Origin of the sequence: Synechococcus sp. WH 5701 (assembly GCF_000153045.1) — a bacterium.
GTDB lineage: Bacteria > Cyanobacteriota > Cyanobacteriia > PCC-6307 > Cyanobiaceae > Regnicoccus_A > Regnicoccus_A antarcticus.
Genome location: NZ_CH724159.1, coordinates 17,261 through 38,542, shown reverse-complemented (window position 1 = coordinate 38,542; position 21,282 = coordinate 17,261). Strand labels below are relative to the sequence as shown.

At 66.7% G+C, this 21,282-nt stretch carries 28 protein-coding genes and 1 tRNA gene; 15 read left to right on the top strand and 14 right to left on the bottom strand.

Annotation, left to right across the window (positions count from 1 at the left end):
• Window positions 1–229 precede the first annotated feature (229 nt).
• On the top strand, window positions 230–496 hold the full coding sequence (locus tag WH5701_RS01005; RefSeq protein WP_006170007.1) for a ribbon-helix-helix protein, CopG family: 267 nt from the start codon (window positions 230–232) through the stop codon (window positions 494–496).
• Window positions 496–924, top strand: coding sequence for a type II toxin-antitoxin system VapC family toxin (locus WH5701_RS01000; protein WP_006170006.1), 429 nt, complete (start codon window positions 496–498; stop codon window positions 922–924). The genes WH5701_RS01005 and WH5701_RS01000 overlap by 1 nt, the downstream gene beginning before the upstream one ends.
• An 8-nt stretch (window positions 925–932) precedes the next feature.
• Here WH5701_RS01000 and WH5701_RS00995 read toward each other — a convergent pair whose 3' ends face one another.
• Window positions 933–1,997: a DUF4055 domain-containing protein gene (locus tag WH5701_RS00995; RefSeq protein ID WP_006170004.1), complete on the bottom strand. Its 1,065-nt coding sequence runs from the start codon at window positions 1,995–1,997 to the stop codon at window positions 933–935.
• A gap of 489 nt (window positions 1,998–2,486) precedes the next feature.
• Between WH5701_RS00995 and WH5701_RS00990 the strand changes: the two genes are divergently transcribed.
• Both WH5701_RS00990 and WH5701_RS00985 read left to right on the top strand, forming a co-directional pair.
• The gene (locus WH5701_RS00990; protein WP_037979344.1) at window positions 2,487–3,578 is read left to right on the top strand and encodes an IS630 family transposase; all 1,092 of its coding nucleotides are present in this window, start codon (window positions 2,487–2,489) and stop codon (window positions 3,576–3,578) included.
• 50 nt (window positions 3,579–3,628) lie between these two features.
• Window positions 3,629–3,985, top strand: coding sequence for a hypothetical protein (locus WH5701_RS00985; RefSeq protein WP_156776483.1), 357 nt, complete (start codon window positions 3,629–3,631; stop codon window positions 3,983–3,985).
• 20 nt (window positions 3,986–4,005) lie between these two features.
• Here WH5701_RS00985 and WH5701_RS00980 read toward each other — a convergent pair whose 3' ends face one another.
• A complete protein-coding gene (locus WH5701_RS00980) occupies window positions 4,006–4,278 on the bottom strand; it encodes a hypothetical protein (RefSeq protein WP_006169998.1) in 273 nt (90 codons plus the stop codon).
• 225 nt (window positions 4,279–4,503) lie between these two features.
• Here WH5701_RS00980 and WH5701_RS00975 point away from each other — a divergent pair, with 225 nt between their 5' ends.
• The 5 genes from WH5701_RS00975 to WH5701_RS18250 are packed head-to-tail and all read left to right on the top strand — an operon-like array spanning window position 4,504 to window position 6,577.
• On the top strand, window positions 4,504–4,800 hold the full coding sequence (locus tag WH5701_RS00975) for an AbrB/MazE/SpoVT family DNA-binding domain-containing protein (protein ID WP_006169996.1): 297 nt from the start codon (window positions 4,504–4,506) through the stop codon (window positions 4,798–4,800).
• 4 nt (window positions 4,801–4,804) lie between these two features.
• Window positions 4,805–5,227, top strand: coding sequence for a type II toxin-antitoxin system VapC family toxin (locus tag WH5701_RS00970; RefSeq protein WP_006169995.1), 423 nt, complete (start codon window positions 4,805–4,807; stop codon window positions 5,225–5,227).
• Between the two features lie 4 nt (window positions 5,228–5,231).
• Entirely contained in the window at window positions 5,232–5,522 is a 291-nt protein-coding gene (locus tag WH5701_RS18260; protein ID WP_006169994.1) for a DUF6880 family protein, read from the top strand.
• A gap of 22 nt (window positions 5,523–5,544) precedes the next feature.
• Window positions 5,545–5,703 carry a hypothetical protein gene (locus WH5701_RS18255; RefSeq protein ID WP_006169992.1) on the top strand — a complete coding sequence of 53 codons (159 nt, stop codon included), beginning with the start codon at window positions 5,545–5,547 and terminating at the stop codon, window positions 5,701–5,703.
• A gap of 40 nt (window positions 5,704–5,743) precedes the next feature.
• Window positions 5,744–6,577 carry a DUF6880 family protein gene (locus WH5701_RS18250; protein WP_232201754.1) on the top strand — a complete coding sequence of 278 codons (834 nt, stop codon included), beginning with the start codon at window positions 5,744–5,746 and terminating at the stop codon, window positions 6,575–6,577.
• An 88-nt stretch (window positions 6,578–6,665) separates the two neighbouring features.
• Here WH5701_RS18250 and WH5701_RS00960 read toward each other — a convergent pair whose 3' ends face one another.
• The 4 genes from WH5701_RS00960 to WH5701_RS00945 all read right to left on the bottom strand — a co-directional run bounded on the left by WH5701_RS00960 (window position 6,666) and on the right by WH5701_RS00945 (window position 9,871).
• On the bottom strand, window positions 6,666–9,032 hold the full coding sequence (locus tag WH5701_RS00960) for a DEAD/DEAH box helicase family protein (RefSeq protein WP_037979341.1): 2,367 nt from the start codon (window positions 9,030–9,032) through the stop codon (window positions 6,666–6,668).
• Between the two features lie 12 nt (window positions 9,033–9,044).
• Window positions 9,045–9,326: a type II toxin-antitoxin system RelE/ParE family toxin gene (locus tag WH5701_RS00955; RefSeq protein ID WP_006169987.1), complete on the bottom strand. Its 282-nt coding sequence runs from the start codon at window positions 9,324–9,326 to the stop codon at window positions 9,045–9,047.
• Entirely contained in the window at window positions 9,316–9,570 is a 255-nt protein-coding gene (locus WH5701_RS00950) for a type II toxin-antitoxin system Phd/YefM family antitoxin (RefSeq protein WP_037979333.1), read from the bottom strand. Before WH5701_RS00950 ends, WH5701_RS00955 begins: the two co-directional genes overlap by 11 nt.
• Before the next feature lie 230 nt (window positions 9,571–9,800).
• Window positions 9,801–9,871 (bottom strand) — tRNA-Gly (locus WH5701_RS00945).
• A 100-nt stretch (window positions 9,872–9,971) separates the two neighbouring features.
• Between WH5701_RS00945 and WH5701_RS00940 the strand changes: the two genes are divergently transcribed.
• The 5 genes from WH5701_RS00940 to plsY are packed head-to-tail and all read left to right on the top strand — an operon-like array spanning window position 9,972 to window position 14,212.
• Window positions 9,972–11,384 carry an MFS transporter gene (locus WH5701_RS00940; RefSeq protein WP_006169984.1) on the top strand — a complete coding sequence of 471 codons (1,413 nt, stop codon included), beginning with the start codon at window positions 9,972–9,974 and terminating at the stop codon, window positions 11,382–11,384.
• Entirely contained in the window at window positions 11,381–12,130 is a 750-nt protein-coding gene (locus WH5701_RS00935; protein ID WP_006169983.1) for an ABC transporter permease, read from the top strand. The genes WH5701_RS00940 and WH5701_RS00935 overlap by 4 nt, the downstream gene beginning before the upstream one ends.
• 38 nt (window positions 12,131–12,168) lie before the next feature.
• Window positions 12,169–12,624: a DUF3119 family protein gene (locus WH5701_RS00930; RefSeq protein ID WP_006169981.1), complete on the top strand. Its 456-nt coding sequence runs from the start codon at window positions 12,169–12,171 to the stop codon at window positions 12,622–12,624.
• Entirely contained in the window at window positions 12,621–13,568 is a 948-nt protein-coding gene (locus WH5701_RS00925) for a DUF3086 domain-containing protein (RefSeq protein ID WP_006169980.1), read from the top strand. The genes WH5701_RS00930 and WH5701_RS00925 overlap by 4 nt, the downstream gene beginning before the upstream one ends.
• Window positions 13,565–14,212, top strand: a complete 648-nt coding sequence (gene plsY / locus WH5701_RS00920) for a glycerol-3-phosphate 1-O-acyltransferase PlsY (RefSeq protein ID WP_006169978.1) — start codon at window positions 13,565–13,567, stop codon at window positions 14,210–14,212. The genes WH5701_RS00925 and plsY overlap by 4 nt, the downstream gene beginning before the upstream one ends.
• A gap of 22 nt (window positions 14,213–14,234) precedes the next feature.
• Here the strand turns inward: plsY and proC are convergent, their stop codons facing one another.
• From proC to WH5701_RS00885, 7 genes are all read right to left on the bottom strand, one after another.
• The gene (gene proC, locus WH5701_RS00915; protein WP_037979330.1) at window positions 14,235–15,047 is read right to left on the bottom strand and encodes a pyrroline-5-carboxylate reductase; all 813 of its coding nucleotides are present in this window, start codon (window positions 15,045–15,047) and stop codon (window positions 14,235–14,237) included.
• Entirely contained in the window at window positions 15,044–15,643 is a 600-nt protein-coding gene (locus tag WH5701_RS00910; RefSeq protein WP_037979926.1) for a cell division protein SepF, read from the bottom strand. The genes proC and WH5701_RS00910 overlap by 4 nt, the downstream gene beginning before the upstream one ends.
• Window positions 15,644–15,737: 94 nt before the next feature.
• Window positions 15,738–16,385, bottom strand: a complete 648-nt coding sequence (locus tag WH5701_RS00905; RefSeq protein ID WP_006169973.1) for a YggS family pyridoxal phosphate-dependent enzyme — start codon at window positions 16,383–16,385, stop codon at window positions 15,738–15,740.
• Window positions 16,386–16,394: 9 nt separating this feature from the next.
• Window positions 16,395–16,673 (bottom strand): PipX family protein, encoded by a 279-nt coding sequence (locus tag WH5701_RS00900; RefSeq protein ID WP_037979328.1) that lies wholly within the window; start codon window positions 16,671–16,673, stop codon window positions 16,395–16,397.
• Between the two features lie 22 nt (window positions 16,674–16,695).
• Window positions 16,696–17,628: a CbiQ family ECF transporter T component gene (locus WH5701_RS00895; RefSeq protein WP_006169969.1), complete on the bottom strand. Its 933-nt coding sequence runs from the start codon at window positions 17,626–17,628 to the stop codon at window positions 16,696–16,698.
• Between the two features lie 28 nt (window positions 17,629–17,656).
• Entirely contained in the window at window positions 17,657–19,024 is a 1,368-nt protein-coding gene (gene der, locus WH5701_RS00890) for a ribosome biogenesis GTPase Der (protein WP_006169967.1), read from the bottom strand.
• Window positions 19,025–19,108: 84 nt separating this feature from the next.
• Window positions 19,109–19,597 (bottom strand): DUF1823 family protein, encoded by a 489-nt coding sequence (locus tag WH5701_RS00885; RefSeq protein WP_037979924.1) that lies wholly within the window; start codon window positions 19,595–19,597, stop codon window positions 19,109–19,111.
• Between the two features lie 4 nt (window positions 19,598–19,601).
• Here WH5701_RS00885 and dusB point away from each other — a divergent pair, with 4 nt between their 5' ends.
• Window positions 19,602–20,621, top strand: coding sequence for a tRNA dihydrouridine synthase DusB (dusB, locus tag WH5701_RS16455; protein WP_006169958.1), 1,020 nt, complete (start codon window positions 19,602–19,604; stop codon window positions 20,619–20,621).
• Here dusB and WH5701_RS00875 read toward each other — a convergent pair.
• On the bottom strand, window positions 20,534–21,277 hold the full coding sequence (locus WH5701_RS00875) for a DUF4079 domain-containing protein (protein ID WP_006169956.1): 744 nt from the start codon (window positions 21,275–21,277) through the stop codon (window positions 20,534–20,536). The two genes, dusB and WH5701_RS00875, sit on opposite strands and share 88 nt — an antisense overlap.
• Window positions 21,278–21,282: the final 5 nt, after the last annotated feature.

Sequence of the window (21,282 nt, the reverse complement as noted above, 5' to 3'; positions counted from 1 at the left end):
CTGCTCCTGCTCAGGGCCGGCCGCCAGCAGCTGCTGATCGGAGGCAGGGCACCGTGGCGGACAGACTCAGGGCCTTGCGAATCGCCTCCTGATCGCCGGGTTGCCAGCCCCCATCGGAACCTGAATCCAGCAATGGCAGCAGCGCAGAACCCAGGGGCCATTGCCGACCTCCCACAGACCAGTACTACAATCGCTTCATTCGTCATACGGGCGTAAGCCCCTGCGGGTCATGCCGCTCACGGTCAGGCTGGATACCGAGACAGAGCACTGTCTCAATGAACTGCTGGCCGAAACAGGCCAGGACAGGAGTTCCCTGATCCGCCAGCTGATCCGCGAGCGCTGGCAGCAGCGTCAACCCAGTCCATCGATCGCCCAGCAGATCGGCGGGCATCCCGAGCGCTTCCTCGACACCCTGCCCCATGGCAGCGCAGAGAGGCAACAGCGTCGTCGACTTCTTGGCCAGAAACTCACTGCACGACAGGCGGAACGGCGCTGATGCGGCAGATCCTGATTGATTCGGGCATCCTGCTCAGCTACTACCAGCAGCAGGAGCCCCTCCATCAGGCGGTCGTGGATTTCTTTGATCAGACCGCCGCGCAATTGATCACCTCACCGATCTGCATCGCCGAGGTGCTCTGGCTGCTGGGTGATCCCGGTGATCCCCGCGTCCTGGCCGCTCAGAACCATCTGCTTGGGGCCGTCAGCCGCGGTGGGATCGAGGCGATCAACCTGCTCCCGGAGGATTACGCTCGCATCGTGGAGCTCAACGAGCGCTATGCCGATCTGCCCGGCGATTTCGCTGATCTCACCCTGGTGACGCTTTCGGAGCGGCTGGATGTCGCCGAGATCCTCAGCCTAGATAGCGATTTCGATGTCTACCGGCGCTTCCGGCGTGAACCTTTCTGCCGCGTTCCGATCGGCTGAGCACGCCGCTACGCCGTCGTCGGGGCGATGCCGGCCAGATCCCCCAACCATTGCCGCAGGGCGGCGTCGCTGACGATGCCCTGCTCGTGGGGCTGCAGCATCTCCGTCACGGTGGGCTGGGGTTTGAGAGCCGGTGCCAGCGGGCTGATCTCCACCACCAGGGCCGTTCCTTCCTGGGTAGGCAAAAGCTCACCGCTGATGGCGCACCAGTGCTGCAGCAGTGAGGAGAACATCGACGCCTTCTTGATCGCCTGGCTCTGGAGCAGGGCATAGGCCTGGGAGGCCGCCATCGAGATCTCTGTCGCCGTGCGCGGTGCTGCCCCCTGAGCGGCAGCCGGGATCTGGGCATCGCGGCGCATGGCCTGATCGAGCGACTCCAGCCAGGCACGGTGCTCGGCCAGCGAGCGGGCCTGGATCTCCACGAACTGGAAGCTGGCATCCTCCGGCAGATCGATCACGGTGTTGGGGCCCAGCATCACCGGTTCGCTGGGCTGACCGGAACTCATCGGCCCTGCCACGCCGGTGCGCACCCCAACGGGGAGGGCCGTCCGGTGCAGCAGCTCCTGGTAATCGCTCTGGCGGCGGAAGTGGTTGAGGTACTGGTGTGCCAGGCCCAAATGCGGCAGCTCCCCCTCGCCAAAGGCAGCGCCATGGCTGGCGTACCAGATGGCGGAGAGTTGGCTGATGCCGCGGTAGTGGCGTTGATCGAGGCGCTGCTTGCGCCAGCCGGACGGGGCCTGGGGATCGGCCACCAGGGAGGCCCCATCGCGCAGCACCAGCAGATCGGCGGCTTCCAGGAACACCCCCAGGTCGGTGCCGCAGCCATCCACGTCACTGATCACGCTCTGCAGCGAGGCCAGCAGCGCGCGCCAGTGGCTGGAGGCCAGCATCCCCGCAGAGGTGCACAGGGCATCGCGGAAGAACCCCGAGGGCAGGGCCGCCTCCACGTGGCGGCGGTAGGCGGATTCAGGCTCCCGTTCACCGCGGGGCAGGTAGTGCTCCTTGCGGGGCAGCAGCGCAGCCAGGGTGGGGTGGAGCGGCCAGGGGAGGGGATCCGGGGGAGGCTGGAGCAACCTCGATAAGCGGCTGCTGGCTATTGCCGGTGAGATCCAGCGCTGAGCCGCTGGCCCCGAGCAGGGAGCGGTAGGGCCAAGGGATCTGGTTCCGGGTGGTTCTCAGACCCGCGAACACGTCCTACGGTTTGAGGGATCAGCTGAAAACCACTGCATTCGCAACCGGCTCACACCCGTTCAGCCCACGATCTGCGGTTGGTTATCGGAAAGAGATTTACCACCCGGAGTGGTCCACGGAAACCACCGAAGAACAAGTTGGTTAAAGATAGGAAAGAGGGGTATAGCACATGAAGAAAGGTAAAAAGGCCGGGGCGTCCTGGTCAGACGTCAAGGCCAAGGTCACGAAGCTGGACGCACCTCAGCTGATCAACTTGGTTGCAGACCTTTATCGTCTCTCCAAGGAGAATCAGGCCTTTCTTCATGCTCGGCTAGTGTTCCGTCCCGGAAATAGCCGGTAGAATATGGAGTGTCTCCTCTGGGAGTAGTTCCATGCCTGTGGGTCGCCCCATGGCTCCGCTGGAGCTGTCGGCAGACGAGGTGAGTCAACTCAAGAGCCTCGCTGGATCGCGGACCTTGCCGCATTCGATCGTTCAGCGCGCCCAGATCGTTTTGGCCTGTGCTGCTGGTGAGACCAATACAGCCGTGGCAGAACGCTTCTGCGTCAGGGGCTCAACGGTGGGCAAGTGGCGCCAGCGCTACCTCGATCTGGGCATCGAGGGACTGCACGACGAGCTCAGGCCTGGCCGACCTCGCACCTACGAGGACGACAGGGTGGCCGAGGTGATCAACCGGGCCCTGCAGACCAAGCCAACCGATGGCAGCACCCACTGGAGTGCTCGGACTTTGGCTGCAGCGACTGGCATCTCCAAGACCACGGTTCACCGCTGGCTGCAGACCTTCTCGGTGCAGCCCCACCGGCAAAAGCACTTCAAGCTGTCGACGGATCCGTTCTTTGTCGAAAAGGTCCGCGACATCGTTGGCCTGTACCTGAACCCGCCCGACAAGGCGATGGTGCTCTGCGTCGACGAAAAGACACAGATCCAGGCTCTCGACCGCACCCAGCCGCTGCTGCCCATGGGCCTGGGCTACGTGGAAGGCGTCACCCACGACTACATCCGCCACGGCACCACCACCCTGTTCGCGGCTTTGGACGTGGGCACAGGAGAAGTGATCACCCAGTGCAAACCCCGCCACCGGCACCAGGAGTTCCTGGGGTTCCTCAGGCAGATCGAGAAGTCCGTCCCCGAGGATCTGGACGTGCACCTGATCGTGGACAACTACTGCACCCACAAGCACGTCAAGGTCCGTGCCTGGCTTGCCCAGCGGCCCCGCTTCCACGTGCACTACACCCCCACCTACGCCTCCTGGCTCAACCAGGTCGAGCGCTGGTTTGGGATCATCACGCAGCGGGCGATCCGACGCGGCAGCTTCTCCAGCGTCAAGGAGCTGATCGCCAAGATCGAGCAGTTCGTGGCCGCCTACAACAAGACCAAGGTACCGTTCAACTGGACGGCAACAGCGGATTCAATCCTGGAGAAGCTCCAGCGGCTTTGTGCACAAATCTCCGGGACAGGACACTAGCGGTCGTCGAGGACCCGCTGGAGTCCTACAAGAAAATAGTTGACGAATGCATGTACCCGGATGTTCACAAGAACAAGCCCATCCAGATTGCAAGAGCCAAAAAAGCCATCAGTGACTACAGCAAGGCCGTCGGCGATGCATTGGGAGAAGCGGAGCTGATGACCTTTTTCGTGGAGCAAGGAAACGCCTTGACGATCGAATACGGCGATATCGATGAAGGATTCTACGCTGCCCTGAACCTGATGTATCGTCGCGCCATCAAAAAGGTTTGCTACTTGCCCGACGCAAGCCGAGACGCGTTCAAAGTAAGATTGGAAGCAATTATGAGGTCTTCTGCTCATATTGGTTGGGGTTATCACGATGAGCTGCGCGCTGACTATTTCCGCGCATTTCCAGAAGAAAAATAGTTGGTACAGAAGGAGCTGGTTCACACCAGCGTGGGCGCCTGACCCTCAGGCGCAGCGTTAACCCCCCCCGACTCCTCATCAGCACTCACAGCAATCGCCACCGCACGAACGGCGCAGGCCTGGCAGATCTCAGCCCAGCGATCGACGGTGATGCCCAACCGCTCCGGAACCTCGTGTGCTGCTGCTCCCTCCCGCAGCAACTTCTGCCCTCGCGCATGCAGCTCCCGCCAGCGCCCCGGTACCGAAATCAGGAACGCCTTGTCGCGCAGGTAGTGGGTGATCTCACCGTTCACGACCGGCCAGGCGTGGGCGATGAACCTCGCCAGCTGCCGGTTGCTGTGACCGACCGGTGGCCCACTGGGGCTGCACCCAAGGCCGGGGCCCGCTGCAGTTGGACCTCGAGAACGTGGACGCCACCATCACCGGCTGGAGCCGGTGGCATCTCCGGCGCTCAACCACGCAAACTGGATGTAGAGTCGTGTATCTACAATAGGCCGACCGCGGCCGAGCCGGCTCCTTTGGCCCAGTCCCAACCCAGTGACCATTCCGTGGATGCCGCCCGGCACTTCCAGCAGGCGATCCGCCGCTGGGGCAACAGCCTTGCGGTGCGGCTCCCCGCCGATTGCCTGCGCCAGGCCGGCCTGCAGGAAGGCGACCAGATCGTGATCGTCGTTGGGCCCAATGGCCGGCTGAGCCTGGAGCCTGTGCAGCGGCTGGATCGCTCCGCTCTTGCGGCCGATCTGCGCCAGTTGCAGGCCACCATGCCCCTCACCCCATCGGTGATCGAGGAATGCCGCACCAGTTTGCGCTGGTGATGCCGTGATCTACCTCGACACCAGCGTGGTGGTCGCCCTGCTGACCACTGAGGAACGAAGCCCCCAAGCGCTGAACTGGTTTGAGCAGTGCCGCGACACGCTGATCAGCAGCGACTGGCTGATCACCGAGACCCACAGCGCCCTTGGCATCAAGCAGCGCCGCCATGGCCTCAGCCAGGACGCTCGATCGGCAGCCACGGTGCAGTTCGAGAGACTGCTGCAGGGCGGCGCTGAGCTGCGTCCGCTGGACCGCAGCCGCTTCCGTCAGGCGGCCGAACTGCTTCAGGATCCGGCTCTCGACCTGCGGGCCAGTGATGCCCTGCATCTGGCCGTGGCGCTCCACAGCCGCTGCTCCCAGCTGGCCAGCTTCGATGGGCGGATGCAGCAGGCCGCCACGGCCCTGGGCCTGAGCCCTGCCCTGTCGTAACCCGGTGGCCAGCAAGCGCACCTTCAACGCCAAGAACCTGGAAGCCCTGGGTGCTGCAGCGCTGGCGGAGCTGTTGATCGAGGTGAGCGGTGGCAACGCCGTGATCCAGCGGCGGCTGCGCCTTGCCCTGGCCGCTGCCGAGGGGATCGATGGCGCCGTTCAGGACGTGCGCAAACGCCTGACCGCGATCGACCGGGCCAGCACCTTTGTGGATTCGGCCAGACGCAAGGCCCTTGTGGCCGATCTGGAGGCGCAGCTCCAGGCAATCAATCATCGGTCCGATCGCGGCCGGTGATCCCAGGCAGGCCTGCGATCTCTTGCTGCGTTTCCTTGAACTCTCTGAGGGTGTGCTGTCGCGCAGCACAGGCAGCACCGGGGCGGTGATCGGGGTGTTCGAGCGGGGCGCCGAGCAGCTGGGCCCGCTGGCCCCAGGCCGCCCAGCTGGAGCCGGAAACACTGGCGCAACATGCCGCTGAGCTGCTGGCCGAGAACACCTATGAGCAGTTCGATGCGTTGGTGCCAGCGCTGAAAGACGCCCTGGGCGACTGGGGCCTGAAGCTGCTGGGCAGCTACTGCCGCCAGCACGGCGCCCGCGACGGCAACACCCACCTTCTCCAGATCGCTGTGGCCCGGGGGGATGTGGATGGCTACCTGGCCCAGTTCACTGCCGAGGATCTGTGCTGGCGCGACATCGCCGCCAGCGTGGCCCAACACCTGCTGACGTCCGGGCGGGCGGAGCAGGCCCTGGAAATCCTCGATGGAGCCACGGATGATGCCGCAGGTCTTCCCGATTCGCAGTGGCACGACAGCCGCATTGCCGTGCTCGAGGCCCTGAACCGGCAGGCGGAAGCCCAGGAGATGCGCTGGCAGTGGTTCAGCAGGACCCTCTCGATCCCGCACCTGCGCGATTACCTCAAGCGCCTTGACGACTTTGAGGATGTGGAAGCGGAAGAGCGGGCCCTGCAGGTGGCCGAGCAGCACCCGATCAGCCTGCTAAGCCTGCACTTCCTGGTGGAATGGCCGGCACTGGCCCGCGCCGCACGCCATGTGCTGGCCCATGAGGACGAGTGGGAGGGAGACGCCTACACGATCCACAGCGCTGCCGCCGAGCGCCTCAGTGCCGACCATCCGCTCGCGGCCACACTGCTCTTGCGGCCGATGGTGTTCTTTGCGTTGTGGATGGGGCGGGCCAAGCGCTACCGCTATGCCGTCGAACACCTCCGCACCTGCGAACAGCTGGCTGCCCGCATCGATGAATGGCAGGGCCATCCCGATCACTCGGCCTACGTCGAACGCCTGTACGACATCTATGGGGCGAAGTGGGGGTTCTGGAAACTGATGAAGCAGTGAAGCTTGATCGTGGGGTCCCGTTTGCCGATTACCACAACCAGAACGTCAAGCTGTCGGCACCCAGCCAGGCCCAGGAGTTCGGCCTGGGTTACTGATCTGAAATCAGGGAATAGCCCATGGCCCGATAGCCCCGCAGCCGCCGCTCCCACATGCGTTGCGGCACAGGATGGCCGAGGTCGAGCCAGTCGATGATGCGCACGCTGGTCTTGCCGCACTGCTGACGGTGCAGACGGCCGGCGTACTGCTGCAGGGTGCCCTTCCAGGACACGGGCATCGCCAGCAGCAGGCTGTCGAGCGGCGGGTGGTCGAAGCCTTCACCCACCAGGCGCCCGGTAGCCAGCACGATGCGGGGCGCCTCCGGTGTCAACGCCTCCAGCGCAGCCAGGGTGGCGCTGCGCTGGCGTGCGCTCAGCCGGCCATGCAGCAGAAACAGGTTCGGCACCTGCTCAGCCAGCGCGGCGGCGATCGCCGTGATGTGGTCCGTGCGCTCGCTGAGCAACAGCAGCTTGCGGTCCTCTCCCCAGCAGGCGAGGGCCTCAGCCACGATCCGGTCGGTGCGCCGTTGATCCTCCGCCAGCCAGCGCATCAGCTCCTGAATCGGCAGATCAGTTGGCAGGCTCTCAAGCTGATGGGTGCGGCTCACCAGCTCCAAAATCTGGGGCGCCCCGGCGTGCCGCTCGGCAGTGTGGCGAATGGGGCCGCACTGCATGAACAGGATCGGCTGCAGTCCGTCGCGTCGCACCAACGTGGCCGACAGCCCCAGCACGTAGCGGGCCCTCACCTGCCTGAGGATCGATTCAAAGGAGGCGGCGGCGATGTGGTGGCATTCATCCACGATCACCTGCCCGTAGCTCTGCACCACCGGGTTCACCTCGCCTTTGCGCACCAGCGATTGCATCACGGCGATGTCGAGCCGGCCGGTGGGTTTGGCCTTGCCGCCACCGATGGAACCAATGGTCTCCGGCGGGGCATCCAGGAAGGTCTGGAGCCGCTCCTGCCACTGGCGCAACAGCTCGGCACGATGCACCAGCACCAGCGTGTTCACGCCCCGCCGAGCCAGGATCGCCGCCGCCACAACGGTTTTCCCGAAAGCGGTCGGCGCCTGCAGCACGCCGATGTCATGCCGGAGCATCGCCTCCACCGCCGTCTCCTGGTCACCGCGCAGCTGGCCGGTGAATGCCAGCTCCAGCGGTGAGCCCTTCTGTCGTTCATCCACCAGCTCCCAGCCGATCCCCTGCTCCCGCAGCAGGGTCTGCACCGGCTCCAGGCAGCCCCGCGGCAAGGCGATGTGCTGGGGGAAGTTCTCAGCGCAGCCGATCACCCGCGGCTTGTCCCACACCGACAGCCGCATCGCCTGGGCTTTGTAGAAAGCCGGGTTCGCAAAGGCAGCGAGGCGGATCAGGCGATTGAGCAGCGGCTGCGGCAACCCCGAGCGCTCCACATAGAGCCGATCGGCCAGGGTGAGGGTGATCGAGGCGGGCAGCGGTCCGCTGAGCTTGGGAATCGGAGGAGATGCCTTCCATGGGGTCGCCAGGTCCTCCTCATCGATAAAGCTCAGGTCGAGAGGATGGGCGCCGGTGGTGGCGGTCTGAATCACGGTCTGCAGCCCCGCCACCGAGTACCGCTGCAGAGACGCCAGATAGGCCCACTGATCGGGATAGGGCTGCAGGTCGTCATCCACGAACACGCTGCAGCCCCGTTGCCGGGGTTCCTTCTGCAGCGGCAGGGCGATCAGGTTGCCGAAGCCGCCCTTGGGCATGGTGTCCTGGTTGGGGAAGAGCCGGTCGTAGGAGCTCAGCCCCAGCTGGCGTGTCGCGGAGCAGGTGTGGCTGATCAGGGCCGCCCCCAGCTGGCGGGCTTCCCTGGCCGGTACGGCCCCGTCGAAGAACACCCAGACATGGGCGCCCTCGCCGGAGCGCGAGATCTCCAGCGCTGCCGGCACCGCCAGCTCCCGGCAGGAGCGCAGGAAGGCCCGGGCGTCGTCACGCCAGTCCTGCTCGTCGAAGTCGACGGCCAGCAGGTGGCAGTGATCGTCCTCCCACAGGGGGTAGAGGCCGAGGGTGTGGTCGCCGGCCAGATGGCCGTAGATCGCCGCATCCGTCAGGGGCAGCAGCTCCCGGTGGTGGCAGTCGCGGCAGGAAATCCGTGGCTTCTCGCACACGCCCGGCTGCCATTCATTGGCGCACGCCGGCGCGTAGCCCGATCGCCCGCTGCTGCTGCTCTGCCAGCGCAGGGCGTAGACATCGTCACGGCCTCGAAAGAGATGCCGGAACAGCGCCACCTTCTCTTGCGGCGAAACAGGACCCTTGGCAGGGGACTGGACTGAAACGGGCGCGGGTTCAGCTGGGGCAGGTCCGCTGGAGCGCCAGGCGATGCCATGGGCCTCCAACAGGGCCATCAGTCGGGCGTTTTCCCGGCGGAGTTGATCCAGCTCAGAGGGCCTTGAGTCGGCCATGGGGTGAGGACCTCAGCGCTGGTCAGCCTGGCGATAGACAGCATTGCGCTCCCGCTTGCCCACCGCCACGACAAGCACCAGCACCTCGTGATCCCGCACCTCGTAGACCAGCCGGAAGCCGGCAGCGCGGAGCTTGATCTTGTAGCGATTGGTGGAGCCCCGCAGCTTGCTGGCGGGAATGCGCGGTTCGATCAGCCGTTCGGCCAGCTTCTTCTTGAACTGCTCCCGAATTCCTGCGGTCAACGTCCGCCATTCCCGCAGGGCCTCGGGATGAAAGTTCAGCTCAAAGGGCATCGAGGCTGACCCGCACCGGCTCCTGGCCGTCCGCCAGCCGGGCGTCGGCGAGGCGGCCCAGCTCCAGGTCCTCCACCAGGTCCATCAGCTGCTCGTAGGCCTTGGCCGGCACGCAGTAAAAGGCCGGCTCGTTGCGGTTGAGCACCGCCACAGGCATGCCCTCCCCAGCCGCCACGGTGGCCATGGGGTTCTTCTTGAGTTCCGAGATGCTCACGGCCGTCTCGGCCAGTACGCGGTGCGCCATCAGCAGATCAAAACGGACAGAAGTCTCACCATAGGTCGCCAACAAGGTCTTGGATTAGGTCTTGGACTGCTGTCTGGCTGGAGTGCCAGGGCGCCCACCTCCCGGAAGGCTGGCAGGAGTTGGGCACGTGTTCGCCTTCACTGAGGGGCTACGCCGCTGAGCTGTGAACGCCTGGGCCTCTTTGGTCACCAGCAAGGGCTTCTGGCCGAAAACACTGATTGAGAACAGGAAGCGGGCGGCGGGAATCGAACCCGCATCATCAGCTTGGAAGGCTGAGGTTTTACCACTAAACTACGCCCGCACCAGTACAAGCGTACCGTCGGTGAGCGCCCATCCTGGCCCCAACGACCACGACAAACGCTTGCCTGCAGCATTATGACCTGCGCCTGGGACAGCCCTTCTTGACCTCCACTGAGACCACGCTGAACCCCCAGGCGCCCACACCTGTCAGCGATGCCTCCAGCCTCAGCGGCGCAGCCCGCCAGCGGATGCTCTGGTCCTACAGCCTCGGCGACGCCGGCACCGGCATGGCGGCCACCCTGCTCGGGTTCTACCTGTTCGTCTTCTACACCGGGGTGGCGGGGCTGCCGGCCTGGATGGCGGGCCTGGTGCTGATGGTGATCAAGGTCTGGGACGGCATCAACGACCCGATCGTTGGCTTCCTCAGCGACCACACCAAGAGCCGCTGGGGGCCACGCATTCCCTGGATCGCCTTCAGCGCCGTGCCCCTCGGGCTGAGCATGGCTGCGATGTGGTGGGTACCCCCCGGCAACGACTGGCAGAAGTTCGTCGTCTTCGTGCTGATCCAGCTGGTGGCGATGGGGCTGTACACCTGCGTCAATCTGCCCTACTCGGCCCTGGCCTGTGAGCTCACGACCGACACCCCCCTGCGAACCCGGCTCAACGCCCTTCGCTTCACCGGATCGATCATCGCCGGCCTGAGCGGGCTGGTGCTGGGAGCCCTGCTGGTAGGGGGCGGCGCCGTGGGCTACCTGCGCATGGGCCTGATCTCAGGGGTCCTGATCACCGTCACCAGCCTGATCTGCGCCTGGGGGCTGGCCCCCTTCGCCCGCCACTGCCAACGCCCCAGCGGCCATCCCGAACCGATCCGCAAGCAACTGAGGCGGATCAGCCGCAACGGCCGCTTCCTGCGGGTGCTGGCGCTCTACCTGCTGCTCTGGTGCGCTCTGCAACTCATGCAACCGGTGTCGCTGATCTTCCTCACGGTGGTGATGCGCATCCCCGAGAGCTGGAGCACCTGGATTCTGATTCCCTTCCAGCTCAGTGCCCTGGCGGGCCTGCAGCTCTGGAGCTGGGTGGCCTACTGGCACGGACGGGTCCATGCCCTGCGCTGGGGGGTGGGGCTCTGGATGGTGGGCTGCATGGCGGCGATGGTGCTGGTGCCGCTCAACCCGGAGATCTCCCCCACCGGTTCGGCCGGCAACCTGCTGAATCTCTCGTTGCTGGTGAGCACGATCATTCTGGTTGGTCTTGGAGCCGCCACCGCGTACCTGATCCCCTGGGCCCTGCTGCCTGATGCCATCGATGCCGATCCCGACAAACCCGCCGGCCTTTACACCGCCTGGATGGTGATCACCCAGAAGCTGGGGATCGGCGTGGCGGTGTTCGTACTCGGCAACGTCCTCAGCTTCAGCGGCTACAAGGCCGCCAAAGGGCTGCTTCAGCCCGACTCGGCCCTGCTGACGATCCGGCTGTGCATGGGCATCATCCCGGTGGTGCTGATCGTGGTGGGGCTGGTGGTGATGCGCCGCTGGCCGGAGCGCCGCCGCCGCCGGCCGGCACTGCAACCATGAGGATTCCCCGCTACATCCACCGGCTGGGCAGCAGTGTCATGATCGGCGGGCAGTCGATCTCCGCCCTGGCCAAGGGCCGCATCAACCTCAACGATCTGTTCGAGCAGATGCTGGAAGCCGGACCTGGAAGCTTCCTGATCGTGATCATCACGGCCCTGGCCGCCGGCACCGTGTTCAACATTCAGGTGGCGGCGGAGCTGACGCGCCAGGGGGCAGGTTTCTCCGTGGGCGGCATCCTCGCGCTGGGACTGGCCCGGGAGATCGCCCCACTTCTCACTGCCACCCTGCTCACCGGGAAAGTGGCCACGGCCTATGCCGCCCAGCTGGGCACGATGAAGGTGACTGAGCAGATCGACGCGATCACGATGCTGCGCACCGATCCGGTGGAATACCTGGTGGTGCCCCGCGTGCTGGCGATGGTGGTGATGGCTCCGGTGCAGTGCCTGCTGTTCTTTGTGGTGGGGATCTGGTCGGGCCAGGTGAGCAGCACCTTCCTCTATTCGATTCCCCCCACGGTGTTCTGGAACTCTGTGCGCACCTGGATGGAGCCTTCCGACCTGCCCTCGATGCTGGTGAAGGCCCTGGTCTTCGGCCTGCAGATCGCGGTGATTGCCTGCGGCTGGGGCCTCACCACCCGGGGCGGCCCTAAGGAGGTGGGCACCAGCACCACCGGCGCCGTGGTGATGATCCTGGTAACGGTGAGCCTGGTGGATGTAGTCCTCACCCAGGTGCTCTTCGGGACCTGAGCTGGTCAACGGGGGGGCAGGCGCTGCAGCATGGAGGGATGACCACTCCCACGAGCCTTTCCAGCAACGAGCCGGCGGGCAGCGAGCCCCTAGCCCCCAGCGGTCCCGATCCGGCAGCCGGGGTGATCCTGGCTCCCCGACCGTGGGTGCCCCTGGGTGTGATCGCCCTGGGACTGGCGCTGCTGCCCCTCCAGCCTGCCTGGAGCTGGACTCCGATCGCCGCCGGGGTGGTGGGGCTGCTCGGGCTGTTCCTGCTGGTGCAGACCCTGCTGCTGCGGCTGCAGTTCAGCGGTGATGCCCTGCTGGTGTGGAGCCGCTCCAGCCTGCTGCGTCGCTTCCCCTATAGCGAATGGATCGGCTGGACCGTGTTCTGGGGACCCCTGCCGGTGCTGTTCTATTTCCGTGAAGCGCGGAGTCCCCACCTGCTGCCGGTGCTCTTTGATGCCACCGCCCTGCGCCAGCAGCTGGATCTCCACCTGAGCGGCCTGCCATGAGCGACATCCCCCCCCCAACAGAGCCCGGCTCCGAGCCGTTGCCCCAGCCCGAGCCGGCCACCCGCGATGAGCTGCTGGAGCTCGCCCTGCTCGACCTGCGTGAGCGCCGAGCGGCCCTTCTGAGCGAGATCGAGGGCCTGGAGCAGCGGCGGCGGCAGCTGGAAACCGATCTCAACGGCAGCCTCAGCGGTCGCGCCGACGGCATTGCCCGCAGGCTCAAGGGCTTCCAGGACTACCTGGTGGTGGCCCTGCAGGACCTGGCCAGCCAGGCGGAACTGATGGATCTGGTGGTGCAGCCCCTGCAGGTGCAGCCCTCACCCCTGGATCCTGTCCCTGAGGCTCCTGCTGCGGCTTCAATGGCGGCGACAGCGGCGGTTCAGCAGATCCCTCCGGCGGCGGCGGGCCAGTTCAGCCAGGACGCCGAGCTGATCCGCGATCGCCTCACCAGCTTCCAGGGCCAGCCCGATTTCTATGCCGATCCCTGGAAGCTACGCCGCAGCCTGGAGCCAGCCGCGGCCGCCCTGCTCGACGACTGGTTCCTCAACCAGGGCGGGCGGGGTGCCCAGGCCAGCACCGGCAGCCGCAACCGCAATGCCCTGATCACCGCCGGGGCCGTGGCGATCCTGGGGGATCTCTACGGCGACCGCTTCCAGACCCTGGTGCTGGCCGGAGAACCCGAGCGGCTCGGGGAATGGCGCCGCGGCCTGCAGGATTGCCTGGGGTTGGCCCGGGAAGACTTCGGCCCCAACAGCGGCATCGTCCTGTTCGAGCGGCCCGATGCCCTGATCGAGCGGGCCGACCGGCTTGAGGAGCGCGGCGAGCTGCCCTTCATCGTCATCGATGCCGCCGAGCAGGTTGTCGACATCCCGGTGCTTCAGTTCCCCCTCTGGCTGGCCTTTGCCGCCACCGCCAACGAACTGGCCCTGGAGCAGGACCTGCCATGAGCCAACCCCTCTTGCACCTGCTGGTGCTGGCGGTGGGATACCTGCTGGGCTCTCTGCCCACGGGCTGGCTGGCCGGCCGCTGGCTGGCTGGCATCGACCTGCGCCAGCTGGGCTCCGGCTCCACCGGGGCCACCAACGTGCTGCGGCAGCTGGGCAAGGGGCCCGCCCTGGTCGTGTTCCTGGTGGATGTGCTCAAGGGCAGCGCCGCGGTGCTGCTGGCCAAGGCCCTGCTGCAGCCCAGCGGCTTCACCCCCATCACCGACTGGTGGGTGGTGGCGGCCGGTCTGGCCGCCCTGGCGGGCCACATCTGGCCCGTGTGGCTGGGCTGGAAGGGGGGTAAAGCCGTGGCCACGGGACTGGGCATGCTGCTCGGCCTGGTGCCGGTTGTGGGCCTGGCCTGCTTCGGGACCTTTCTGGCCTGCCTCACCCTCAGCCGGATCGTCTCGCTCTCCAGCGTCGTGGCGGCCCTGAGCCTGCCCCTGCTGATGCTGGGGGCTTTTGCCGGAGCCGGCACCGGATTGAGGCCGGCCTACCTGGCCCTGGCACTGCTCACCACCGCGCTGGTGGTCTGGCGACACCGCAGCAACCTGCAGCGGCTGCTGGCGGGCCAGGAACCGCGGCTTGGGGAAAAGGACAAGGCCTAGCCGGAAGACCTGGCTGGAGGCCCTAGCCGGCGTTGAGAGCCCGGCTGCGCTCCGCCGCTGCCAGAACCGCCTCGATCAGAGCACTGCGCACCCCCGCCTGCTCCAGCTGACGCAGGGCCGCGATCGTGGTGCCGGCCGGGCTGGCCACCATGTCCTTGAGCTGGGCCGGATGCAGGCCCTGCTCCTGCAGCACTTTCACCGAGCCGACCATCATCCCCAGGGCCAGCTCCAGGGCCAGTGGCCGGGGCAGGCCCGAGGCCACGCCACCATCAGCGAGGGCTTCCAACAGCACCGCCGCCAGAGCAGGGCCCGAGGAGGCCAGGGCCAGCAGGCCATCCAGCTGGCTCTCGGGCAGCTCCTTGACCACCCCGACGCGGGCGAAGAGATCGAGCACCCACTGGCGCTGCTCGTCCGGCAGGTCTTTGCCCCAGGCCAGACCGGTGATGCCGGCACCCACGAGGCAGGGGGTGTTGGGCACGGCCCGCACGCACCGCCAGCCGGGGAAGGACCGCTCCAGCCGCTCCAGGGTCACCCCGGCCAGCACAGAAATCAGCAGGGGAGCCTCGTCGCCAGAGTGGGGCGGCGGCGCTGCAGCCGCAACCGCTGAGAGCAGCTGGGGTTTCACCGCCAGCAGCACGGCGGGGGCAGCCCAGGCCTGGGCTGGATCACGACCCACGGCCACACCGAGCTCGGCCTGGAGACGCCGGGCCGAGTCCTCGCTGGCGACCACGGCCTGCACCTGATCACGGGCGATCACCCCTTGATCCAGCAACGGCTTCAAAAGAGCCCGGGCCATACGGCCGAGGCCGATCACACCAAGACGGGAGGGCTTCAGAGGCTGAAACCGGAGGCGGAATCCTGACGGCCCCAGGCCGGGCTGGGAGCGGCTGGATCGCTCTCGCTGCCGACAGGATCACGGCTGGGCACGATCGTGGGCGAGGAGGGCTCTTCCCCACTGGCGGTGGTGACCGTGACGCAGCTGGGGGCAAACAGGAAAATGCTCTCGCCCACCCGCTCCTGGTGGCCATCAATGGCGAAGGTGCCACCCGCCACGAAATCAACGGCACGCTGGGCCTGATCCGGCTCCATCATCGTGAGATTGAGGATCACGGTCTTGCGATCGCGCAGGGCCTGGATCGCCCGGGGCATCTCATCGAAGCTCCTGGGCTCCATCAGGGTGACCTCCGCCGCCGTGGAGGAGAGCCCCGGCATGCCGATGACGTTGCTGGAGGAGCTGACGGATCCGAAGGGGTCGTCGCTGCTGAAGTCGCTGGTCAGGGCAAGGGCACTGCCGCTGGAGAGGGCCGAGCGTCCAGGGGGAGCCGAGCTGGCGGGCGAATCGCCGGGGTCGTAGTCCAGTTCGTCGTCGTAGTCACCATCGAGGTAGTCGTCTCCGGAAACAACGGCACGCAGGCGGGAGAACAACGACACCGTGGGCACCTTCGATTGGAGATGTACTTACTTAGCGTCCCATGCCTTTGGTTGCAACTGGACACATCCTGGATACCGATTTCCGAAACACAGCTCAAGCCCTTGGACCGAACAGAGCCGAGCCGAGCCGCACCCAGGTGCTGCCGGCCCGCACCGCCTCGGGCCAGTCGCTGCTCATGCCCATCGAGAGCTCCTTGAGGCCCAGGGTCGCCGCCAGCGCAGCGCAGTCCTGGAACAGGCCGAAGCGCTGATCCGCCTCCAGCCCCAGGGGCGCGATCGTCATCAGACCCACTGGCACCAGGGGCTCCAGCGCCCGCAACCGGGGCCAGCACTGCTCCAGCTCCCGGGGCTCGAACCCCGTCTTGCCGGGATCGGGCCGGAGTTTCACCTGAAAGAACACGCGGGGACTGAGCTGCTCCTCAGCGGCAATCCGCTGCAACCGCTCCGCCAGGGGAAGACTGTCGACCGAATGGATCGTGCCGAAATGGCGAAGGACCCCCCGGGCCTTGTTGGCCTGCAGCCGACCGATGAAATGCCAGTCGAGGGGTTCGAGTTCGGCCAGCTCCGCCTGCTTGGCCTGGGCCTCCTGCAGACGGCTCTCGCCAAAGCTGCGCAGCCCCAGGGCCACCGCCTCGCGCAGGCGGGCCGCCGGCTGACCCTTGCTGACCGCCAGCAGGCGGGCCTGTGGGGGCAACTGCTCCTGCAGAGTCTCAAGCCGCTGGGCGAGAGCGTCAGCGGGCATCACAGGTCGTCAGATGAAGGTCTGATCGAACAGCTGGCGCCACCGGGGCAGGTGCGAACTGCCATCACGCCGGGCCCGCGCCAGGTTCTGCTCCGCCACGTGGCGAGCATCCATCAGCGGAATCACCTCGAACTGGGCACCGCGTGGCTGCAGGGTCACCAGAAAGAACATCCGCTGGGCGTAGAGGGTGGCGAAGAGATCGCGACCTTCACCCGCTGGAGCCACCCGATAGAGAAGGCCAAATGTCGGATGATTGAGATAACGCTCTGTGGTCGCGTCGACGCTCACTGTCGGATGCAATGGCTACCAATTACAGCGCACCGTACTGCCAGCGCAGCCCGAGAAACAAAAAAAGTGCGCTTGCTGCCACCAGATTCAGCCAGCGGGCCGCCCGCCGGGCCAGGCGCATCTGCGCCGGAGGCACCCAATGCCCCCCTCGGGCCATCAGGGCCTCGGCCCCCTGCTCCGAGCGCAGCAGCAGGTTGGCGAGCAGCCGCTCAGCCACCGCCAGCACCAGCCCGAGGCCACCCTTCCAGCCCAGGCTCCTGAGGTTCACGGCCCGGGTGGCGATCGAGCGCAGCAGGTTCTGGAACTCCTCCTGCACCAGCGGCAGAAAACGCAGAGAGAGGAGCAGGGTGAAGCCCAACCGCTCCACCGGCAGCCCCAGGGCACCGAGCGGCGTGATCACCCAACTCAGCGCCCACACCAGTTCCTCAGGCGGGGTGGAGAGCAGCAGCAGGTTGGCGCTGTGCAGCAGGGTGAACAGCAGCGTGGCGCTGTTGAGACCCAGCTCGGCAGAGCGGCGGTTCACCACCAGCGGCCCGATCGGCAGGGGTCCGAGCTGGATCGGCCCCCAGCGCAGCACCTCCCAACGCAGTCCCAGGCGCTGGGGCGCTGGCTGGCCAGCGGGGGCCGGGGCCAGCAGGAGTTCCCGGGGGGAGCGCATCGCGCTTGTTGAGGCCACCACCCCCACCGGCACCAGAGCAGCCAGCAGGCCTACCAGCAGGCAGAGGACCAGCAGTACCGGTAGGTTGCGCCGCCAAAGGCGCCAGGGCAGACCACAGACAGCTGTGATCAGCAGCAGCAGCGCCACCAGGGACAGACGCCATTGGGGTCCGGCCAGAATCGGGGTGACCAGGAAGGCCAGGGTCCAGCCCAACTTGAGTCGGGCATCGAGCTGCCGTAGCCATCCCTGCTGCCCATCGACGTACTGGCCGATGGGCAGCTGACGCAGCCAGTCCATCAGGGGCGCACCATCAGGAGGCTGATCATCAGGAGGAGGAACGACTCTGCTGCCGGGCCAGGTCCTTCTCGGCATCGCGCTGCTGCTTGCCGCGCCAGAACAGCCGGATCGGTGAGCCATCGAAGCCCAGACCCTCGCGGATCTGGCGCTCCACATAACGGCGGTAGGTTTCGCCGAACAGCTTCGGGTCGTTCACGAACAGGGTGAAGCTGGGGGGCCGTGTGGCCACCTGGGTGCCGTAGTAGATGCGGCCCTGGCGGCCGCCGCGGCTGGTGGGGGGCGAACGCCAGCTCACCGCCTCCTGCAGCACTTCATTCACCACCGAGGTGGTGACCCGTCGGCGGTGCTGCTCCACCGCCAGCAACGCGAGGGCAAAGATGCTTTCCACCCGCTGGCCGGTGAGGGCGGAGGTGAACAGCATCGGCGCCCAGTCGAGGAAATAGAGCTTGGCGCGCAGCTCCTTTTCCATCGCCGCCATCGTGTGGCTGTCCTTCTCGATCGCGTCCCATTTGTTGACCACGATCACGCAGGCGCGGCCGTCCTCTTCGATGCGCCCCGCCACCCGCTGATCCTGTTCGGTGACGCCATCGAGGGCATCGATCACCAACACGCAGACATCGCTGCGTTCCACCGCCTTGAAGCTGCGGTTGATGCCGAAGTATTCAGGGCCATAGCTGACGCTGCGGCGGCGGCGGATGCCTGCGGTGTCGAGCAGTTTCCAGGTCTTGCCTTCGCGCTCGATCGTGGTGTCGATCGTGTCGCGGGTGGTGCCACGGATCGGGCTCACGATCGCCCGCGCTTCACCACAGATCGAGTTGAGCAGGCTGGATTTGCCGACGTTGGGACGCCCGATGATCGCCAGCTGGATCGGTTCCTCAGTCTCCTCCTCAGGCGTGGTGGGCAGGTAGCCGATCACCTTGTCGAGCAGATCACCGGTGCCGGCGCCGTGGATGGCCGAGACGGCATGGGGCTCACCCAGACCCAGACCCCAGAAGTCGGCGGCCATGGCCAGGCCCTGATCGGGAGATTCGCACTTGTTCACCGCCAGCAGAACGGGCACCTTCTGCCCGCGCAACCAGTCGGCGATGGCCTGATCGGCTCCGGTGAGTCCCTGCTGGCCATCGACGATCACCACCGCCACGGACGCCTCGGCGAGGGCCAGGTTGGCCTGCTCACGGATCTCCGGAAGGAACTCACTGTCGTCATCGAAGACGAGACCGCCGGTGTCGACCACGCGGAAGCGGCGATCCCCCCAGAACCCTTCCTGATAGGTGCGGTCACGGGTGACGCCGGGCTGATCATGCACGATCGCCTCACGGCTGCGGCAGAGCCGATTCACCAGGGTGGATTTGCCCACATTGGGCCGCCCAATGATGGCGACGACTGGAAGCGCCAAGAACTTTTATCTCAACAACGATTACCTGCTTCAACCCTACAGACTGAAGCTGCTTCGATCAGCCGCCCACCGGTCCGTCCCTCTTCAGTGCACCGCTGGATCGCCGGGGTGCCCCTGAAGCGGCGACTCGGGTGGGACCAGCGGCTCCGGCAGCGGCCCCTGCTCGGGCAGCACTTCCCCACGTGCGGCCTGATCAGCCAGCAGCCAGCTCACGGCCGTGGCCCGGCGCGTGCGGCGCGGCACGAGTTCGCTGATCCGGTAGCCGGCAAAGCCGAGCTGAGCTTTGAGCAACTGCTTGTGCTCCGCAGGGATCGAGCGGGTCAGGCGCACGCTGGCCGGGCGCTCGGCAATCAGCTCCGGCGCCTGGGGGAAGGCTTCGGCCCAGGCCGCCGGCGTGGTGGGCCCCGCCCGCCAGATCAGCTCCCCCTGGAGCTCATAGCCCAGCCGCCGCCAGATCAGCTCACAGACGAAGCGGTCGCTGAGGCGGTCGTCCAGGATCATCATCAACAGGGCTCGGCTGAGCGGCTGGGGATCCGCTGCGCCCTCCGGCTGCGACGCTGACGACGCTGACATGGCCATGGCTCCCAGCTCCCTCCACGATGCACCCCTGAGCCTGCCGGGTCGCGGCACCCCGCGGAGCCTGCGCTGCCGGGTGCTGCAGTCGCCCCTGGCCGGCGTGAGCGATCGGATTTTTCGTGGCTTCGTGCGCCGCTGGGCCCCTGATGCCCTGCTCTTCACGGAGATGGTCAACGCCACCAGCCTGGAGCTGGGCCACGGCAGCGACAAGATGGCGGGACTGGAAGCCGAAACCGGGCCGATCGCCGTTCAGCTTTTCGACCACCGGCCCGGCGCGATGGCGGAGGCGGCCCGGCGGGCCGAGGGGGCGGGTGCCTTCCTGGTCGACATCAACATGGGCTGCCCGGTTCGCAAGATTGCCCGCAAGGGGGGCGGCAGCGGCCTTCTGCGCGACCCCGCCCTGGCCTGCCGCATCGTCGAGGCCGTCAGCGCGGCTGTCACGGTTCCAGTCACCGTCAAGACCCGTCTGGGCTGGTGCGGCGACTCCTCCGATCCGGTGGGATTCGCCCTGGCCCTGCAGGAGGCCGGAGCCCAGGCCCTCACCCTGCATGGCCGCACCCGCGAGCAGGGCTTTTCCGGCTCCGCCGACTGGGACGCCATCGCCCGGGTGAAGCAGGCCCTCTTCATTCCCCTGATCGCCAACGGCGACATCACCGGCCCCGAGCAGGCCCTCGCCTGCCTGGAGCGCACCGGCGCCGATGGGGTGATGGTGGGCCGGGGCACACTCGGAGCCCCCTGGCTGGTGGGCCGCATCGACGCTGCCCTGAGCGGAAGAGCGCTGCCGCCTCTGCCCGGTCCTGCGGAACGGCTGGCCCTGGCGCGGGAGCACCTCGAGGCCCTGGTGGCGGCCCGGGGGGAGCAGGGGCTGCTGATCGCCCGGAAGCACCTGGGCTGGACCTGTCAGGGTTTTGCCGGCGCCGCCCGGCTGCGCCATCAGCTGATGCGGGCCCCCAGCCCATCGGCGGCGCTGGAGCTGCTGGCTGGGGCCGGACAGATGCGCTTCTCGAAGTCGCAGGAGTAGATCGCCGGCTTCTGCCAGCTCACCGGAATCTCGAGCAGGTCGCGGCTGCCGGTGATCGCCTGAACAGCCAGCAGCACCGCCACCAGGATGTTCACGCTCACATGCAGGCGGCGCATCTTCAGGGAGCGGAAGATCTCCGGTTTGGCCGACATCGAGAACAGCATCAAGCCGGTGAGCAGGACCCCGCTCCAGTAATGGGAGGCCCAGAACGACCCCTCGAAGGGGTTGTCGCTCAGTCGCCAGATCTCTGGCTGGCTGCCCAGCCCCAGCAGACCTGCCCAGGTGAGCAGCGCAAACGAGGCCCGCAGAGTCGTGGACTTCACCCGCCAGAGGGCCAGCAGGCTGGCGAAGGTGCCCGCGCTCACCAGCAGCAGCAGAGCCAGGCGCTGGACGCCACCGGCGAACGGTGGCTCAGGGCTGATGAACTTGCTGGTGAAGGAGTAGATCAGCGCCACCAGCACCGCCACCACCATCCCTCCGGTCACCCAGCGGCCGTGATCGGCATGCTCCACCCCCACCGTGGGCGGCTGGGGGTGGATCTTCAGCCGTCGCTCCCTGGCCAGGATTCCCAGGCGAATGGTCGCCCCCACCACCGGATACACGAACAGGATCACCAGCACGGGGTGGAGCAGGGCGAACCAGTCGATTGGATTCATGGACC

Excerpts from the sequence above, each read along its gene's own strand:
- WH5701_RS01005 (WP_006170007.1), top strand. The coding sequence starts at position 230 with ATGCCGCTCACGGTCAGGCTGGATACCGAGACAGAGCACTGTCTCAAT.
- WH5701_RS01000 (WP_006170006.1), top strand. The coding sequence starts at position 496 with ATGCGGCAGATCCTGATTGATTCGGGCATCCTGCTCAGCTACTACCAG.
- WH5701_RS00990 (WP_037979344.1), top strand. The coding sequence starts at position 2,487 with ATGCCTGTGGGTCGCCCCATGGCTCCGCTGGAGCTGTCGGCAGACGAG.
- WH5701_RS00985 (WP_156776483.1), top strand. The coding sequence starts at position 3,629 with ATGTACCCGGATGTTCACAAGAACAAGCCCATCCAGATTGCAAGAGCC.
- WH5701_RS00960 (WP_037979341.1), bottom strand. The coding sequence starts at position 9,032 with ATGGCCGACTCAAGGCCCTCTGAGCTGGATCAACTCCGCCGGGAAAAC.
- WH5701_RS00955 (WP_006169987.1), bottom strand. The coding sequence starts at position 9,326 with ATGCCCTTTGAGCTGAACTTTCATCCCGAGGCCCTGCGGGAATGGCGG.
- WH5701_RS00950 (WP_037979333.1), bottom strand. The coding sequence starts at position 9,570 with ATGGCGCACCGCGTACTGGCCGAGACGGCCGTGAGCATCTCGGAACTC.
- WH5701_RS00935 (WP_006169983.1), top strand. The coding sequence starts at position 11,381 with ATGAGGATTCCCCGCTACATCCACCGGCTGGGCAGCAGTGTCATGATC.
- WH5701_RS00930 (WP_006169981.1), top strand. The coding sequence starts at position 12,169 with ATGACCACTCCCACGAGCCTTTCCAGCAACGAGCCGGCGGGCAGCGAG.
- WH5701_RS00925 (WP_006169980.1), top strand. The coding sequence starts at position 12,621 with ATGAGCGACATCCCCCCCCCAACAGAGCCCGGCTCCGAGCCGTTGCCC.
- plsY (WP_006169978.1), top strand. The coding sequence starts at position 13,565 with ATGAGCCAACCCCTCTTGCACCTGCTGGTGCTGGCGGTGGGATACCTG.
- WH5701_RS00905 (WP_006169973.1), bottom strand. The coding sequence starts at position 16,385 with ATGCCCGCTGACGCTCTCGCCCAGCGGCTTGAGACTCTGCAGGAGCAG.
- WH5701_RS00895 (WP_006169969.1), bottom strand. The coding sequence starts at position 17,628 with ATGGACTGGCTGCGTCAGCTGCCCATCGGCCAGTACGTCGATGGGCAG.
- WH5701_RS00885 (WP_037979924.1), bottom strand. The coding sequence starts at position 19,597 with ATGTCAGCGTCGTCAGCGTCGCAGCCGGAGGGCGCAGCGGATCCCCAG.
- dusB (WP_006169958.1), top strand. The coding sequence starts at position 19,602 with ATGGCTCCCAGCTCCCTCCACGATGCACCCCTGAGCCTGCCGGGTCGC.
- WH5701_RS00875 (WP_006169956.1), bottom strand. The coding sequence starts at position 21,277 with ATGAATCCAATCGACTGGTTCGCCCTGCTCCACCCCGTGCTGGTGATC.